Below are 14915 nucleotides of genomic sequence, written 5' to 3' on the forward strand. Positions count from 1 at the left end.
GCGGCCGCGCACATCGCGCCGGGCGTCTTCACGCTGGGCGAGATGGGCTACGCCGATGACGAAGGCTATGTGTTCATCACCGATCGGGTCTCAGACATGATCGTCAGCGGCGGCGTGAACATCTATCCGGCGGAAGCCGAACTGGTGCTGATCCGCCATCCGGGGGTGACCGATGTGGCGGTGATCGGCGTTCCGAACGCCGAGATGGGCGAGGAGGTCAAGGCGCTGGTGATGGCGGCCGAGCCGGCCAACCCTCCGGCCGGGGCTGACCTGGACGCCTTCTGCCGGCAGCACCTGGCCGGTTACAAATGCCCGCGCAGCTATGAGCTGGTGGATGATCTCGGCCGCAACGCCATGGGCAAGATCAACAAGCGCTCGCTGATGCGACCCTACTGGCCCACAGATCGAACGATCGGCGGCTGATCCAAGCCGCCGAAGAGACCCGCATTGTCCTGGCGCCACGCGAATGTGACGCGGCAACCAGCCCCTGGGAGGGCGTAATGGCAAGTTTCGAAGATCGACTTCTGGAGACCCGCCTGCGGCTCGGTCGGCGTGTTGTCGAGCACATTCGCCATGGCACCAGTGACCTGGCGGACCGCCCGATGCGCAACGACGTCAGCGTATATATCGACCCCGCGCGGCACGCCGCCGAGCGCCAGAAGCTGTTTCGCGAGACGCCACTGGTGGCGTGCCTGTCACGCGAGCTTCCGGGACCGGGCAGCTTTCGCACCTTCGACGAGACGGGTGTGCCGATCGTGGTCGTGCGCGGCGCCGACGGCGGCGTCAGGGCCTTTCTCAACATCTGCATTCACCGCGGCGCCCGCCTGGTGCGGGAGACGGGCGGTCAGGCCAAGCTGTTCACCTGCTGGTTCCATGGCTGGTCCTATGGCCTCGACGGCAAGCTGGCGGCGGCGCCGGAGGCGGAACGGTTCGACGATGCGCTGTGCGGCGCCGATCATCTGGTCTCGGTTCCGGCGGCCGAGCGGTTCGGTCTGGTGTTTGTCCAGGCGACGCCCGGGTCAACCATGGATATCGACGCCCATCTGGGGACATTCGGCGCCGAACTGGAACTGTTGCAGCTTGAGCAGGCCGAGCCGGTGAAGTCCGGGCAATTGCCGGTGAGCGCCAACTGGAAATACGCCCTGGACACCTATGGCGAGGGCTATCACTTCGCAGCGCTGCACAAACAGACTCTGGCGCCGTTCTTCCGCAACGACATCACCGTCTATGACCGGTTCGGTCCACACCATCGAATTCTGTTCGTCGGCCGCGAGCAGGAGGCCTGGCTCGATCTGCCGGAGCGTGAGTGGGGCGTGGAACACCGGATCGGCGGCATCCACTACATCTTCCCGAACACGATCCTGTTCGCGGGCGCGGTCGCGCCCGGCAAGGGCTATTACACGACCTTCCGCCACTTCCCCGGCGAGACGCCCGGCGAAACCGTGACGCACAAGACGATCTATGCGCCAAAGGGCGTGCATTCGGAGGAATACCGCAGCGAGGTCGAGGCCGCCTACGACGCCACCGCCCACGTGGTGGAGACCGAGGACTATGTGGTCGCGGCACAGGGCTGGGCGAATCTGGGCGCCTTGCCGCCCGGCTCAAGCGTCGTCTACGGCCGACAGGAGATGGCTTTGCAGAACGTACACCGCGCGATCTCGGAAGCGATCGGCATGCCGCTGCCGACGGTCGCGCCCAGACTGGAGGCTGCCGAATGAGCGCCGCGATGATCGCCTCGCTCGGAGCGGTGATGCAGATCGCCTATGTGCCTTCCGATTTCGAGGCCGCCCTGGCCTTCTGGACCAGGACGATGGGCGTTGGGCCGTTCTTCGCCCTCGATCATGTCCAGCTTGAGGATGTGAAGTATCGTGGCGCGCCGGCGCAGATCGATTTCTCGATGGTCATCGGCTATTGGGGCGACATCCAGATCGAGCTTATCCGCCAGCACAATGACGCGCCGTCGATCTACAAGGCTTGGCGTGATGAGGGCCGCGAGGGCGTCCACCACGTCTGCATCCTGGTCGATGACATGGCCGCGGCGCGGGCGGTCTGCGCCCGGGCCGGCGCGGTGGTTGTCCAGGAGGGCAAGGTGGCTGGCGGCGGCGAGGTGATCTACGTCGACACCGGAGGCGGACCCGGAACCCTGGTCGAAATCCTCAAGACCGGTGCGGGCGGCCGCGAATTCTTCGGCATGATGCGCGAGGCCGCGCGCGGCTGGGACGGGACCGATCCCGTCCGGAAGCTGGGGTAGACCACCGGCCGCCCTCGGCCGGTCGGGGCCTCAGGTCTTCGCGGGCTGCGGATAGACAATCGCGTCGGCGAAGGTGAGCGTCTCCTTGATGATCGCGTCCTGCAGCACGCCCTGGATGCCGGCCGCGCGAGGGTCCATCCCGACGGCGGCGAACCCGGCGTTCATGTGGTTGTGATCGTTCAGCTCCCAGACGTCGATGACGGTGTTGAGCTGGCCGGTCCGTAGCACATAGGCGCTCGCCAGTTTCCAGCCGGCCGATTCGACGATGGCTTGCAGCGTGCCCATCGCCTCGGTGAAGGGTCCGAAGAGCGAGGCCCTGACCTCGATGGTGGCGATGAGAAAGACGCTCATTATGCGGCGGCTCCGGCTGATCTTGTCTTGGCCCACTCCAGGCCCCGGTTCAGCAGTTCGTAGAACACCGGAAGGGCCCAGGAGCCCTTCTCCGGCACAGGATAGAACGCCATCATCGGATGCATGTCGTAGTGACCGCGGCAGTGCCCGAGGGTGAGGTAGAGCACCTCGCCCTCACCGACCGGGTGCAGATAGAAGACCGGGTGGCGGGCCCGGGGCCAGGTGTGGTCCACGAAACCGGTCGCCTCGCCCTCGAACTCGGTGTCCAGCAAGACGTGGAGCTTGCCATAGATTTCCGAAAGGTAGAGCTCGTCGTCAGCCTGGAACGGTTCGATCCCCTTGACGAGCGGGTGGTCCGGGTCGGCGACAGAAACCGTATAGGGGGCGATCGGCGGATGGGCGATGAACATGGAGCCGAGCGTCTCCATGAAATGCGGCGCCCATCGGGGGCTGTCGACCCGCCCGTCAGAAAGGAAGCGGAGGATCGAGTTGGTGCCGTGCAGGGCGTACCATCGCCCGCCCCCCTCGAGCCAGGCGCGCAGGGCCTCCTGCTCATCCAACCTGGGGATCACATCGCAGGTGTAGCTCACCAGGAAATCGGCGGCGCGGATCGCGGCGAGGTTCGAATAGTCCTCGAACACCCGCACCCGCACCCGGTCATCCTGGGCCAGGAGCTTGAGTATCTCCAGGCGGGCGAAATCAATGTCGTGATACTTGCCCCCGGCGACCAGGACAACGTTGAGGCGCTTTGCGGGCGTTTCGCTCACCGGCGTGGGCCTAGTACTGGACGCGCTTGGTGACGCCGCCGTCGATGACCACGTTGGTCCCGGTCATGAACGGGCAGGCCGGCGAGGCCATGAAGGCGATGGCGTTGGCGACTTCCTCGCCCGTGCCCAGGCGTCCCATCGGCACGGCCTTGACGGTCTGGTCGTAGAGCGCGGTCATGTGGGTCTTGATCATGTCCCAGGAGCCACCCTTGATGAAGACGGGGCCCGGCGAGACCGTATTGACCCGGATCTGCTTGGGCGCGAGCTGCTGGCTGAGCGCCGAGGCGTAGTTGATCACCGCCGCCTTCATGGCGTTGTAGGACTGCGGACCGAGGAATTCCTCGAGCGCCGCCGTGGATGAGACCGCGATAATCGAGCCGGCCTTTGATTTTTCGAGGTAGGGCAACGCCGCCTCAACGCCCCGGTAGGTGGCGAGCAGGTCGAGATCGAAGACCGCCTTCCAAGCCTTTTCGCTGACCGGCCCGCCGCCGGCGGAGGCGAAGGAGATGAAGATGTCGCAGCCGCCGAGCGCGTCGGCGGCGCGCGCGACCCAGGCGCGGTAGGCGTCGCCGTCAGCCATGTCGACGCTCTCGCCAAACGCCTTGACGCCCTTGGCCTTGAGCGAGGCGACCGTGGCGGCCACGCCGTCCGCGCCGCGGGCGCAAATCGCGACGTCGCATCCTTCGGCGGCGAGAGCCTCCGCGGTCGCCCGGCCAATACCCTTGCTGGCGCCGGCCAAGATGGCTTTGAGACCCTTGAGACCGAGATCCATGATCTTTCTCTCCTTTTGCCTTTGCTCGCAATTGCAGCAAAAAGCCAACCTGATTGTTTGTTATCTGTCACTATAGGCGAACAGGTTCCGTCGTCTATCGGCAATTCGCTCCAGGCCCGGGATCTAGACGCTATAGTGGAGCGAGCCGATGAGTCGAATGCCGTCAGCCGGGAGCGGAGTGTGCGAATGAGGGAGTCGCCGACCATGGCGCTGGCGCAACTGGAGCCCGAGGGCCTCGACGCCGAGGGGCAGAACTGGCAGCAGCGCAAGAGCATCCAGACCCGGCTCGCCATACTGGAAGCAGCCATCGACTGCCTGCAGGAACATGGCTTTGCCCGCACGACCACCCAGCTCATCGCGCAGATGGCGGGAATTTCGCGCGGGGCGATGCTGCACCACTACGCCACCAAGCAGGAGCTTATCGCCTCGGTCCTCGAATATACGTTCTTCAAGCGGATGGAGAATTTCCTCGCCGCGATCCGCACCCTTTCCGAAGACGAACGCGTCGACCGCAATGCCGGCATTGAGATCTATTGGGAAAGCCTCCTGACGCGCGAATTCGGCGCCTATCTGGAGCTGATGGTGGCGGCCCGCACCGACAGCGAACTGCGCGAAGTCTTCCTGCCGAAGGCGCGACACTACGAACGGATCGAGCGCGCCGAGGTCGCCCGGGCCTTTCCCGAATGGCAGGACGATCCCGACGCCTATGACCTTGCCATGGACTTCTGCATCTCAGCCATGCAGGGTCTGCTGTTCAATCGCGAGATCTGGGAGGATCGCGACCGGCGCATCCGGCTGCGGCGGTTCATCTCCACGGCTATCGTGATGCTGCGCAGCGGCGCCCTGGCCGCCTGAGCCACCCGGCGCCTCAGGACGAACGGATCTGCTCCGCCAGCAGGGCGTTCACCGCACCGGCCTGTTCAAGATGCGGCATGTGTCCCGCGCCGTCGATCCACGCCACCCTGAAGCCGGCAGGCAGGGCGGCTTCGTCCGGCGGCCCGACGATCCGATCGTCCCGCGAGGCGATGACCAGGGCCGAGGGAATCTTCCGCAGGTCGGCGCGAAGGGCCGCGGCGTCGTCCCCCTGGACCATGCGGTCACGAAGGGCCGTGAGCGCCTCCTCGACGCCGTCCAGGCGTTTGAACTTGAGGATATCGTCGATCATGTCCTTGGTGACGCCGGTCGGATCGGCCAGCAGAAGTTCCAGGATCGGGCGCAGATCCCGGGGGCGTTGCGCCTCAATGAGGCCCGTGAGAAAGGTTTCCGAGATCGGCGAGGCGGACAGTCCCGCCGGCGCGATCAGGGTAAGGGACAGGCCCAGGCCCGGGCGATCGGCCGCCAGCCGGGCGGCCACCGCCGCGCCAAGGGAATGGCCCACCAGATGCGCCTGCGGCACGCCCAGGGCGTCGAGCATCGCGCCGACGCTGTCGGCAAGGACCTTCAGGGACCCGTCGCCCACATCCTTGGTCGAGCCGCCATGGCCGGGCAGGTCAAGGGCGATGACGGGATTGTCCGCGGCCAGGGCTTCCATGTTGAACAGCCAGTTGTTGAGGTCGCCCGAGTAGCCATGGATCAGGACCACGGGCTGGCCCTCGGCAGGTCCGACCCGGGCAATGCGAAGCCTTCGGTCCCCCGCCGGGACCAGGGTCGTCGCCAGCCCGGCGACAGCGCCCTCCTCGGTCGCCTCGGGCGTGAAGTTTGCCTGAAAATCGGCGACGAAGGCGTCGATGTCCGCCTCGGAAAGCGCCTGCGGGCCGAGCACCCCGATCAGCGCGCCGACCGGCAGGGTCTCGCCCGTCTGGGCGACGATCCGGCGCAACACGCCCGCAGCGGGACTCTCGCAGACGTTGGTGATTTTGGAGGTTTCAATATCCACCAGGTCTTCGCCTTCAGCGATCACATCGCCTTGGGCCTTCAGCCACTCGACGATCGCCCCCTCCTGCATCGAGAGACCCCATTTCGGCATGCGGACGGGCGTAACCTCGGACATCGGGAATCCTTTGCAAGGCAACCTATGGGGGCAGGTGCGCCGGGGTCGTCGCGGTCCGCTGGGCATGTCCCGGCCCGCGCCCCTATGACGAAGCCGAGCCTAGCAGCGCCGAAAAAAACCAGCAAGTATGATTGTTTATTGCAGAGCTCTTGCCTAGTCCCGCAGCCGGCGATCAAGATTCTCGTGGAAAAACCGCACCCGGCTTTCCTGCCCGGAGAGATAGTCGCGCTTGTAGCCGCGCGAATGCAGCGCCTTCTGCTGGCCGTACCAGACCGAGAGATCCTGATCGATTCCGGGACCCATGGAGACTTCGCCCAGCTTGCCCTGGAGATGGGGCGCGGGAACACCGACATCGACCCAATCGGCCATGCTCTGCGAGTAGTATTTGGTCTGGCCCTTGGGGAAGAGGGTCATGTACCACATGTCGAAATAGCACTTCTCCGGGTCGGTTTCGTGCGGTCGGGCGCGGAGCCAGATGTTGCCGTCCGGCTTCAGGCTGAACGACAGGTTCGGGAAGATCGTGAAGTGCCAGTGGTCGGTGAGCTGGGCATCGTGATAGGAGGAAAAGTCAAAGCCCTTTTCAGCGCCCAGGAGCCGCTTCTGGCGCTGGAGGGCAAGGCGGATTTCACCCGTCCTGCCGCCTCGGAACTGATCGGGATCCAGGCCCCAGAACCGCAGCTCCTCGGCCATGTAGCTCAGCGTTTCCTCCTCGCCGCCCTGCATCGTCTTGGTCGGCCCGGCGCCGGGCATTAGCATTCGCGCATGTCCGCTGGGGTAGAGGTCGAACTGACTGTATAGGTAGGCGTATTCCATCACATACTTGGTCTGGGGATGGACGAACGGCACATGGTAGGACTCGTTGAAATTGTCCTGCACCAGCTTCCAGTTGAAGTTCCCCTCGTGCGTCACCCAATGCGTGCGGACCATGTCGTCCATCGGATAGGAGTCGATCTGGTCAGCTATCGGATGCATCTCGCTGCGCAGAGACGCGCAGGTGTCGTCCATGTTGTACCAGACGAACCCCGCCCACACCTCGCAGGGGATCTCCACCAGATTGAGCTTTCCGCAGGGATTGCCCTGGGCGAAGTCAGCCTCGTCCGGCACCGTTCGCAGCTCGCCTTTCAGATTGTAGGCCCAGCCATGGTAGGGGCAGACAAGCCGCCGCGCATGGCCCTGCTCCTCGGCCATCAGCAGCATGCCGCGATGCTGGCAGACATTGTAGAAGGCGCGCGCCTTTCCATCGTCGCCCAACACACAAAGGATGGTCTCCGGGCCCAGGGTGGTGGTGATGAAGTCCCCCGGCTTGGTGAGCTGTTGTTTGACGCCCGCGATCTGCCAGGTCCGCGTCCAGATCTTTTCCCATTCCCGGCGCGCGAATTCCGGCGACCAGTAGCGATCCGGAGAGATCGGTCGGTCGCCCAGCTGGACCGCCGGCGCCTTGGAAATATCGGCGAGGCCGCGCGTGCGGGCTTGGCGATGTTCGAGTGTGTCGGTCATGGACATCTGCTCCCCGGCGAAAAAGCGCCGCGCCAGTCTGCGGCGATAGTGTCGTGCGCCAGAAAAAAAGCAATATCGCTTAAAAGCCGAAACGGCCTATTGGTGTCCGCGCGTGCGGTGCGCGAGCGAAACTCACGGCGGACGCCATGGTCAATCTGAAGCTGGTATCGTCATCCATCCTGCCGCGGTCGCCCCTTCGGCCCCCCCGCAGCGCCCGGTCGCGACGCGCGACGCCCAAGAGCGAACTGACCCGCGCGCTGATCCTCGAGGCGGCCGTGGACTGCATCAACGCGCATGGCTTTCATGGAACAAACATGGCGCGCGTGGCCGACCTCGCCGGCGTGACCCGGGGGTGTCTGCAGTACTATTTCACCACCAAGCAGGATGTTGTCATCGCCCTGGCCAAGCACGTCGCCCGCCGCAACTGGGAAATCTATGAGAGTCAGGCGTCGAACCCGCCGGCCGGTCGCGATCTCGTTGAATTTGCAATTGACCTTGTCGCGAACCCGATAACCGACCGATACCGGGTCGCGCACCTTGAACTGCTCACGGCCGCGCGCACGACCCCGGCGCTGAGGCCCGTGCTGCAGGAGGTCGCCCAGATCGTCGAGGCCCAAGCCAAGCGGTTTACAGCGCAGCTCTTCGGCAATGGCGACCTGGCCGACACCCCTCAGTTCCGCGCGGCCCGGGATCTGACCGCCCTGGTGAACGACTGGCTGTTCGTGCAGATCTTTCCCGACCGGCGCGACGAGCGGATCGCCGAGGTTCTTTCGGCGCTCAGAATCGCGCTGCACACGCTCTGGCGGATCCCCAGCCTGGAAGGCGAGGCTGATCTGGCCAAGCCGAGGGTCCGGGTCAAGGCCGGCGCGGCAAGGGTTCCAGGGTCCTGAGGGAGCAGATTATTCGGCCGCGATTAAAGTCACTTGCGTCGGCAATCGGCGTGGGTGATCTTCCTGGTCAAAGGTGCTCGATGACGCCTTGTCGGGAGGCGTAAGGATGACGCAAGCGGCGTGGGATGAGCTTCTGGACAAGCAGGCTTGCGTTGAACTGGTCTATCGCATGGCCCGGGCCATCGACCGCTGCGACGAAGCCCTGCTTCGATCGCTCTTCCATCCCAACGCCACGGACGATCATGGGGGGTTTCGCGGCGCCGCCACGGGCTTCATCGACTGGGTCCTGCCACTGCTCGCCACCATGAAGCGGACGCAGCACTGCATCGCGAACGTGCTCATCGAGGTGTCGGGCGACCGGGCACGCGGCGAAAGCTACTTCACCGCCCACCACGCCCTGGCCCAACCGAGCGGACCCGACGTTCACATGGTCGCCGCGGGACGCTACCTCGACAGCTTTGAGCGGCGCGACGGCGAATGGCGCTTTGCGCACCGGCAGGCCTGCTACGACTGGAACGCTCAGGCGCCATCGACCGACAGTTGGGACCGCGCGGCGATGCCGGGATGGACGTTTGGCCAGAGGGGGCCCGCGGACGCCTCCTACGCCAACTTTGCGGGCCGGTTGCAGCCGTCGACAGGTGGAGCATGATCGATGTTTGATGGGTCCGTCGAAGACCGCTTGGCTATCCGTGAACGTATCGAGGCGTACAGCGACGCCGTGTTCCGCCATGACGCGGACGCCTGGATCGCAAATTGGGCCGATGACGGCGTCTGGCGCCTGCCGGGTATCGATGTCGCCGGCAAGACGCAGATCAAGGCGGCGTGGCAGGGCGCGATGTCGGCGTTCGCCGTGGCCGGGTTCTTCGCGACGCCCGGCGCGATCGAGGTGCGCGGCGATCGCGCCAGCGTCCGCGTCTACACCCAGGAGGTGCTTATCGACCATGCGGGCGCCGTTCGCCGCATCATCGGCGCCTACGACGACGAGTTGGTGAAGACCAAAGGGGCGTGGCTGTTCGCGAGCCGTTCCTACAAGATCCTGCACGATCAGACCTGAGGGTTGAAGACCATGAGAATCGTGATTTCCGGCGAGATCGACCTGGCGCCCGAGGCGCGCGAAAAGGCGCTGCTCGACGCCCGGCCGCTGATCGAAGCCGCCCTGGCCGAGTCCGGCTGCCTTCAGTACGCCTGGACGGCGGACCTCAGCCGGCCGGGGCGGGTGAACGTCTTCGAGGACTGGGAGAGCGAGGCGGATCTTGCCATTCACCTCGCCGGTAAGCCCTACCAGGGCATGTTGGCCCACCTGGGCGGTGTCGGGATCAAGCAAGCGGTGACCCGCAAATATCGCGTCGATCTCGTCGAGCCGGTCTATGATCCCGAGGGCCGCCCGCGGGCGGACTTCTTCACCGCCAAGTGACCGCTAAGTCGCCAGGACGCATCGCCAGCCAGTTTCCGGAGCGAAGATGAACAAGGTTCTCGACCGATCAGAGCTCTCCGCCATGGTCCGCAACGGCATGGCGCACGCCAAGGCGCACACCCTCGCCAAGGTCCCCGACGTGGTCGCCCTTCCCGCCGACCGCTATTTCGACCCGGCGATCTTCGCCTCCGAGGTCGAGAGGATCTTCAAGCGCGTGCCGCTGCTGCTGGCGGTGACGGCGGAGATGCCCAAGCCGGGGGATTTCAAGGCCCTCGAGGCGGCGGGCGTGCCCGTGCTTCTCTCCCGCGGCCAGGATGGCGTGGTCCGCGCCTTCGTCAATTCCTGCAGCCATCGCGGCACGAATGTCGCGGCGGAAGGTCGCGGCAATGCGCGCCGCTTCATGTGCCCCTACCACGGCTGGACCTTCACCCAGAAGGGCGAGCTGATGGGGATCGCCTCGGCCGACGATTTCGGTGACATCGACAAATCCTGTTACGGGCTTACCCCGCTTCGGGTGACCGAGCGGGCCGGTCTGATCTGGGTGATCGTCAACCCCGACAGCACCTTCAGCTTCGACGCCTTTCTCAGCGGCTATGACAAACTGTTGGCGCACTATGGCTTCGCCGATTGGCACTTTCATTCCAGCCAGGTCATCCAGGGTCCGAACTGGAAGATCGCCTACGATGGATATCTGGATTTCTATCACCTGCCTGTTCTTCACAAGAATACGTTTGGCGAGCAGATGCTAAATCAGGCGCTTTACTATGCCTGGGGACCGCATCAGCGGGTTCAGGCGCCCAGTCCCGACCTGTTGAATTTCGAAGGAATAGCCGAGGAGGATTGGTCGACAGAAGACATGCTGAACGGTGTCTGGACGGTATTCCCGCATATTTCGATCGCCAATTTCAATAGTGGTGTTCGGACGGTTATGATCTCTCAATTGCTGCCCGGAGCCACCGTCGATACATCCGTCACCACCCAGATTTTTCTGACGGCCAAGGTTCCCGATGCGGCGGAGGCCGCCCTGGTCGATGGGCAATGCGCCTTCCTCGAGCACGTCGTGCGCGATGAGGACTATGCGACCGGCTTTCGCCAGCAGGCCGCGCTCAAGAACGGCGGCCGCAAGCACGTCCTGTTCGGACGAAACGAAGGCGGGGCCCAGCGCTTCCATCAATGGGTCGATCGTCTGATCGCCGCCGCCGACGACGACGCGCTCGAGCAGCTGTTCGTCTCAGGCTGAGCGCGGCGCTCGACCGCGGGTCGTCATTGGCCAACCAACGAGATGGCGGGACGGAATGTCACGCACCCGCCCGCGAAAAGGGGAGGATCCGATGGCCGACGACCTTACCAACGCGCCGGGCGGCGGCGCGCCGCGCCCCGGAGACGCGCGCTGCCCCGGTCCGTCGACCCGCGACCTGATCCTGGCTGACGGACAGACAGCGCCGCCGGCCCTGACCGAGGCCCGCTATGAATTCTTGGGCGACGCCGACATCGCCTATGACCGATACACGTCCCCGGCCTTTTTCGACCGGGAAGTGGAAAACCTGTGGCCTCGCGTCTGGCAATGGGCCTGCCGGGAAGAACACCTGCTCAAGGTGGGCGACTACCTGACCTACGACGTCGGCCGCCACTCGGTGATCCTGGTCAAGAGCGGGCCAGACGAGATCAAGGGCTACATCAACGCCTGCCTGCATCGCGGCACGCAGTTTCGACCCTCCGACAGCCGGGGCGTGGCGCCGATCCTTCGGTGCCCCTTCCACGGCTGGAGCTGGAGCCTCGATGGCCAACTGAAGGCTGTGCCCTGCCGATGGGATTTCCCGCACGTCACCGATGAGGCCTACCGGCTTCCGGAGGTGAAGGTCGAGCGTTGGGGCGGGTTCGTGTTCATCAACATGGATCCCGACGCCGGCCCCCTGGCGGACCATCTCGGCGTCCTGCCCGATCACCTCAAGGACGGCTGGGACCTGGCCAACCGTTACACGGTGCTGCACATCCAGAAGGAACTCGAAACCAACTGGAAGGCCGCGCAGGAGGCGTTTCTCGAAGCCTATCACGTGTTCGCCACGCACACGCAGGCCTTGCCGACAGCCGCCGACGCCAACGCCCAGTACGACATCTTCGGCGAGACGGTCAGCCGCTTCATCCACACCATTGGACACCCGAGCCCTCACTTCACGCGGCCGCAGACCCAGCAGGAGATCCTGAACAAGATGGGTTCGGCGCCTGAGGGGGCCACGGTTCCCGAGGGGCGACTGGCCCGATCGGTCGCCTCCGAGCACCTGCGCAAGACCCTGGGGGCGGAGTGGGGACTCGACCTGTCAAGCTATTCGGACAGCGAGATGCTGGATTCCATCGAATACTTCCTGTTCCCCAACATGTTCATGTTTCCGGGGGTGGGCCTGCCGATGGTCTACCGCTTTCGCCCGATCGGCTCGGACCCGGGCAGGACCCTGTTCGACCTGCTGTTCCTGCGTCCCCTGGCGCCTGGCGAGACCCGTCCCGAAGCCCCGGCGGCGCATCGGCTCACGCCGGGCGACTCCTACGCCTCGGCGCCGGGCATGAGCCCGGGCCTTGGGTTCGTCTACGATCAGGACACTGACAATCTGGCGATGCAATACAAGGGCATGCAGGCTTCCCGCAAGCGCGGACAGACTCTTGGAAACTACCAGGAAGCCCGCACGCGACGCATGCATATGACCCTCGATTCCTATCTGAGGGACTGAACCCGTGACCGAAATCTCCGAGTTGAGCGAGACGGTGGCGTCCGCGCCCCGTGTGACGTCGCCGCCGCCGGCGGCGGAGGCGCGGGCGCGCCTCTACGCCTGGTACGTGGTCGGCTTCCTGACCGTGGCCGCCACGCTGTCGAGCGTCGACCGCCAGGTGCTGGCGGTGCTGATCGGGCCGGTCCAAGGCGATCTCGGTCTAAGCAACAGCCAGATGGGGCTGTTGGGCGGCGTCGCCTTCAGCCTGCTCTATTCGGTGGGCTCCATCCCGGCGGCCTGGATCGCCGATCAGCGATCGCGGCGCGTGGTGATAACGGCCGGCATCGCATTCTGGAGCGCAATGACCGCGGCGTGCGGGATGGTCAACCAGTTCGTGACGCTCTTTCTGGCGCGGATGGGCGTGGGCCTCGGCGAAGCGGCGTTGGGGCCGGCCGCCTATTCGATGATGTCGGACCTGCTTCCCCGTCGAAACCTGCCGATGGCCATCGGCGTGTTCACCGCCGCGCCCTTCTTTGGCGTGGGCGTCGCCAGTATCGGCGGCGGCCGATTGGCGCAGTATTTCGAAACGGCGCCGCCGCTGATCCTGCCGCTGCTGGGCGAGGTGCGGTCGTGGCAGGCGGTCTTCCTGCTGCTCGGCCTGCCGGGTGTCCTGCTCGCGCTGATCGGCTTCCTGACGCTGCGTGAGCCGAAGCGCAGGGAACGAGCAGCGACGGATGGCCCCGCGCCGCTGACGTCGCGCCAGATCCTGACCTTTCTGGGCGAGAGACGCCGGTTCCTGACCCTGCATTTCATCGCCTACATCGCCATGTCGATCCAGGGCTGGGGCCTGTTCTTCTGGGTGATCGAGTTCCTGGTGCGCGAGCGGGGCCTGCCGCGGGGCGAGGCGGGCCTGAAATACGGCCTGATGGCCTTTGGCCTGGGCCTGACCGGCAGCATTGTCGCGGGCCGGCTGGCGTCGAGGCTGGTGGCGCGTGGGGCGGCGGACTCCACCATGCGACTGGTGCTCTTCGCGATCCTGGCGCTCATGCCCCTGGCCATCGCCATGCCGCTGGTTCCCCGCGCCTGGCAAACCCTGCTGCTGCTCGCGCCGATCACCTTCCTGATGGGATGGCCGGGGGGATTGGGCATGACGGCCTTGCAGTTCATCGTGCCGAATGAGTTGAAGGGGCGGATCATCGCCCTCTATTCGCTCGTGGTGAACGCGCTGTCCCTGGCGCTCGGCCCTCTGGTCGGCGGCCTGATCAGCGACAAGGTGTTCGCCGGCAAATCGCTTGGCGGCAGCCTCAGTCTGATGGCGGCGGTCAACTACCCGCTGGCGGCGGTCGCCTTGCTGCTTTGCCTGCGCCCCTTCCGTGCGGCGCTCGTCAAGGCGCGGGCCTGGGAAGGCGCGTAACGCATTCTCGTTGAGACGGAGACCCGGACGTGACGGACAGGCTGAAAGACAAGGTTGTGGTGATCACCGGCGCGGCCAGCGGCATCGGCGCCGGGACGGCCAAGCTGTTCCACGCGCAGGGCGCCTGCGTGGTGATCGCCGACCTGCAGGAGGGACCCGGCGCGGCGCTGGCGCAAAACCTCGGGTCGCGCGCCCGCTTCATCCGCGCCGACGTGACCTCGGAATCCGATGTCGCGGCCTGCGTCGACCTGGCGGTATCGGCCTTTGGCGGGTTGGACGTGATGGTCAACAACGCCGGTATCATTGGCGCGGTCGGCCCGATCGCGGACACGCCACTTGACGACTGGAACCGCACCCTCGCCATCCTGCTGACCGGAGTCTTTCTCGGGATCAAACACGCCGCGCGCGTCATGATCCCGCGGCGGCGCGGCTCGATCTTGTCGGTGGCGAGCACCGCCGGCCTCATGGGCGGCCTGGGTCCCCACGCCTATACCGCCGCCAAGCATGGGGTGGTCGGCCTGACCAAGTCGGCGGCCTCGGAGCTGGCGCAATACGGCGTGCGGGTCAACGCGGTGGCCCCGGGCAACACGGTCACGGCGATGACCGCGTCCCTGCTGACCGGCGACCCCTCCGACCATGAGGGCACGCGCCAGCGGATCGCCGCCGGCTCGCCGCTGGGGATCGCGGGCGCACCCGAGGACCCCGCCTATGGCCTGCTGTACCTGGCTTGCGACGAAGCCCGCTTCGTGACCGGCCACACCCTGCTGGTGGACGCCGGCCAGACCACCGGCGGAACGATCCCGGCCTTCCACAACGGCGAAGTCCGCCTCATCGGCGCGCCGACCGCCAGCTGACCGCAGGAGGACT

Annotated in this window: 17 protein-coding genes; 12 read left to right on the top strand and 5 right to left on the bottom strand. The window is 65.6% G+C overall.

Going from position 1 to position 14915, the window contains the following annotated elements; genetic code table 11:
- From RMN86_RS03730 to RMN86_RS03740, 3 genes are all read left to right on the top strand, one after another.
- On the top strand, nt 1–423 hold a 423-nt coding region (locus RMN86_RS03730), incomplete at its 5' end, for an AMP-binding enzyme (RefSeq protein WP_405041307.1).
- 77 nt (nt 424–500) lie between these two features.
- Complete coding sequence (locus tag RMN86_RS03735; RefSeq protein WP_309604489.1) at nt 501–1718, top strand: aromatic ring-hydroxylating dioxygenase subunit alpha; 1218 nt, start codon at nt 501–503, stop codon at nt 1716–1718.
- Nucleotides 1715–2251, top strand: coding sequence for a VOC family protein (locus tag RMN86_RS03740; RefSeq protein WP_309604490.1), 537 nt, complete (start codon nt 1715–1717; stop codon nt 2249–2251). Before RMN86_RS03735 ends, RMN86_RS03740 begins: the two co-directional genes overlap by 4 nt.
- Before the next feature lie 30 nt (nt 2252–2281).
- Here the strand turns inward: RMN86_RS03740 and RMN86_RS03745 are convergent, their stop codons facing one another.
- Genes RMN86_RS03745 through RMN86_RS03755 form a run of 3 tightly spaced genes read right to left on the bottom strand, consistent with a single transcriptional unit; the run spans nt 2282 to nt 4141 of the window.
- Nucleotides 2282–2602: a hypothetical protein gene (locus RMN86_RS03745; protein WP_309604491.1), complete on the bottom strand. Its 321-nt coding sequence runs from the start codon at nt 2600–2602 to the stop codon at nt 2282–2284.
- Nucleotides 2602–3369: a ThuA domain-containing protein gene (locus RMN86_RS03750; RefSeq protein WP_309604492.1), complete on the bottom strand. Its 768-nt coding sequence runs from the start codon at nt 3367–3369 to the stop codon at nt 2602–2604. Before RMN86_RS03750 ends, RMN86_RS03745 begins: the two co-directional genes overlap by 1 nt.
- Before the next feature lie 10 nt (nt 3370–3379).
- Nucleotides 3380–4141, bottom strand: coding sequence for an SDR family NAD(P)-dependent oxidoreductase (locus tag RMN86_RS03755; RefSeq protein WP_309604493.1), 762 nt, complete (start codon nt 4139–4141; stop codon nt 3380–3382).
- Between the two features lie 186 nt (nt 4142–4327).
- Here RMN86_RS03755 and RMN86_RS03760 point away from each other — a divergent pair, with 186 nt between their 5' ends.
- Nucleotides 4328–4996, top strand: a complete 669-nt coding sequence (locus RMN86_RS03760) for a TetR/AcrR family transcriptional regulator (RefSeq protein ID WP_309604494.1) — start codon at nt 4328–4330, stop codon at nt 4994–4996.
- Between the two features lie 13 nt (nt 4997–5009).
- Here RMN86_RS03760 and RMN86_RS03765 read toward each other — a convergent pair whose 3' ends face one another.
- Nucleotides 5010–6131 (bottom strand): acetoin dehydrogenase dihydrolipoyllysine-residue acetyltransferase subunit, encoded by a 1122-nt coding sequence (locus tag RMN86_RS03765; protein ID WP_309604495.1) that lies wholly within the window; start codon nt 6129–6131, stop codon nt 5010–5012.
- A 153-nt stretch (nt 6132–6284) separates the two neighbouring features.
- Nucleotides 6285–7628, bottom strand: coding sequence for an SRPBCC family protein (locus tag RMN86_RS03770; protein ID WP_309604496.1), 1344 nt, complete (start codon nt 7626–7628; stop codon nt 6285–6287).
- 146 nt (nt 7629–7774) lie between these two features.
- On the opposite strand from RMN86_RS03770, the gene RMN86_RS03775 reads away from it, so the two are divergent.
- The 8 genes from RMN86_RS03775 (at nt 7775) to RMN86_RS03810 (ending at nt 14902) form a co-directional block, all read left to right on the top strand.
- The gene (locus RMN86_RS03775) at nt 7775–8518 is read left to right on the top strand and encodes a TetR/AcrR family transcriptional regulator (protein ID WP_309604497.1); all 744 of its coding nucleotides are present in this window, start codon (nt 7775–7777) and stop codon (nt 8516–8518) included.
- 106 nt (nt 8519–8624) lie between these two features.
- Entirely contained in the window at nt 8625–9167 is a 543-nt protein-coding gene (locus RMN86_RS03780) for a nuclear transport factor 2 family protein (protein WP_309604498.1), read from the top strand.
- A 3-nt stretch (nt 9168–9170) separates the two neighbouring features.
- On the top strand, nt 9171–9572 hold the full coding sequence (locus tag RMN86_RS03785) for a nuclear transport factor 2 family protein (protein WP_309604499.1): 402 nt from the start codon (nt 9171–9173) through the stop codon (nt 9570–9572).
- A 12-nt stretch (nt 9573–9584) separates the two neighbouring features.
- Nucleotides 9585–9932, top strand: coding sequence for an antibiotic biosynthesis monooxygenase (locus RMN86_RS03790; protein WP_309604500.1), 348 nt, complete (start codon nt 9585–9587; stop codon nt 9930–9932).
- Between the two features lie 46 nt (nt 9933–9978).
- On the top strand, nt 9979–11172 hold the full coding sequence (locus RMN86_RS03795; protein ID WP_309604501.1) for an aromatic ring-hydroxylating dioxygenase subunit alpha: 1194 nt from the start codon (nt 9979–9981) through the stop codon (nt 11170–11172).
- Nucleotides 11173–11263: 91 nt separating this feature from the next.
- Nucleotides 11264–12655: an aromatic ring-hydroxylating dioxygenase subunit alpha gene (locus RMN86_RS03800; protein ID WP_309604502.1), complete on the top strand. Its 1392-nt coding sequence runs from the start codon at nt 11264–11266 to the stop codon at nt 12653–12655.
- A 4-nt stretch (nt 12656–12659) separates the two neighbouring features.
- Complete coding sequence (locus RMN86_RS03805; RefSeq protein ID WP_309604503.1) at nt 12660–14048, top strand: MFS transporter; 1389 nt, start codon at nt 12660–12662, stop codon at nt 14046–14048.
- Between the two features lie 29 nt (nt 14049–14077).
- Complete coding sequence (locus RMN86_RS03810) at nt 14078–14902, top strand: glucose 1-dehydrogenase (protein WP_309604504.1); 825 nt, start codon at nt 14078–14080, stop codon at nt 14900–14902.
- Nucleotides 14903–14915: the final 13 nt, after the last annotated feature.

Source organism: Phenylobacterium sp., from assembly GCF_031360265.1.
GTDB lineage: Bacteria > Pseudomonadota > Alphaproteobacteria > Caulobacterales > Caulobacteraceae > Phenylobacterium.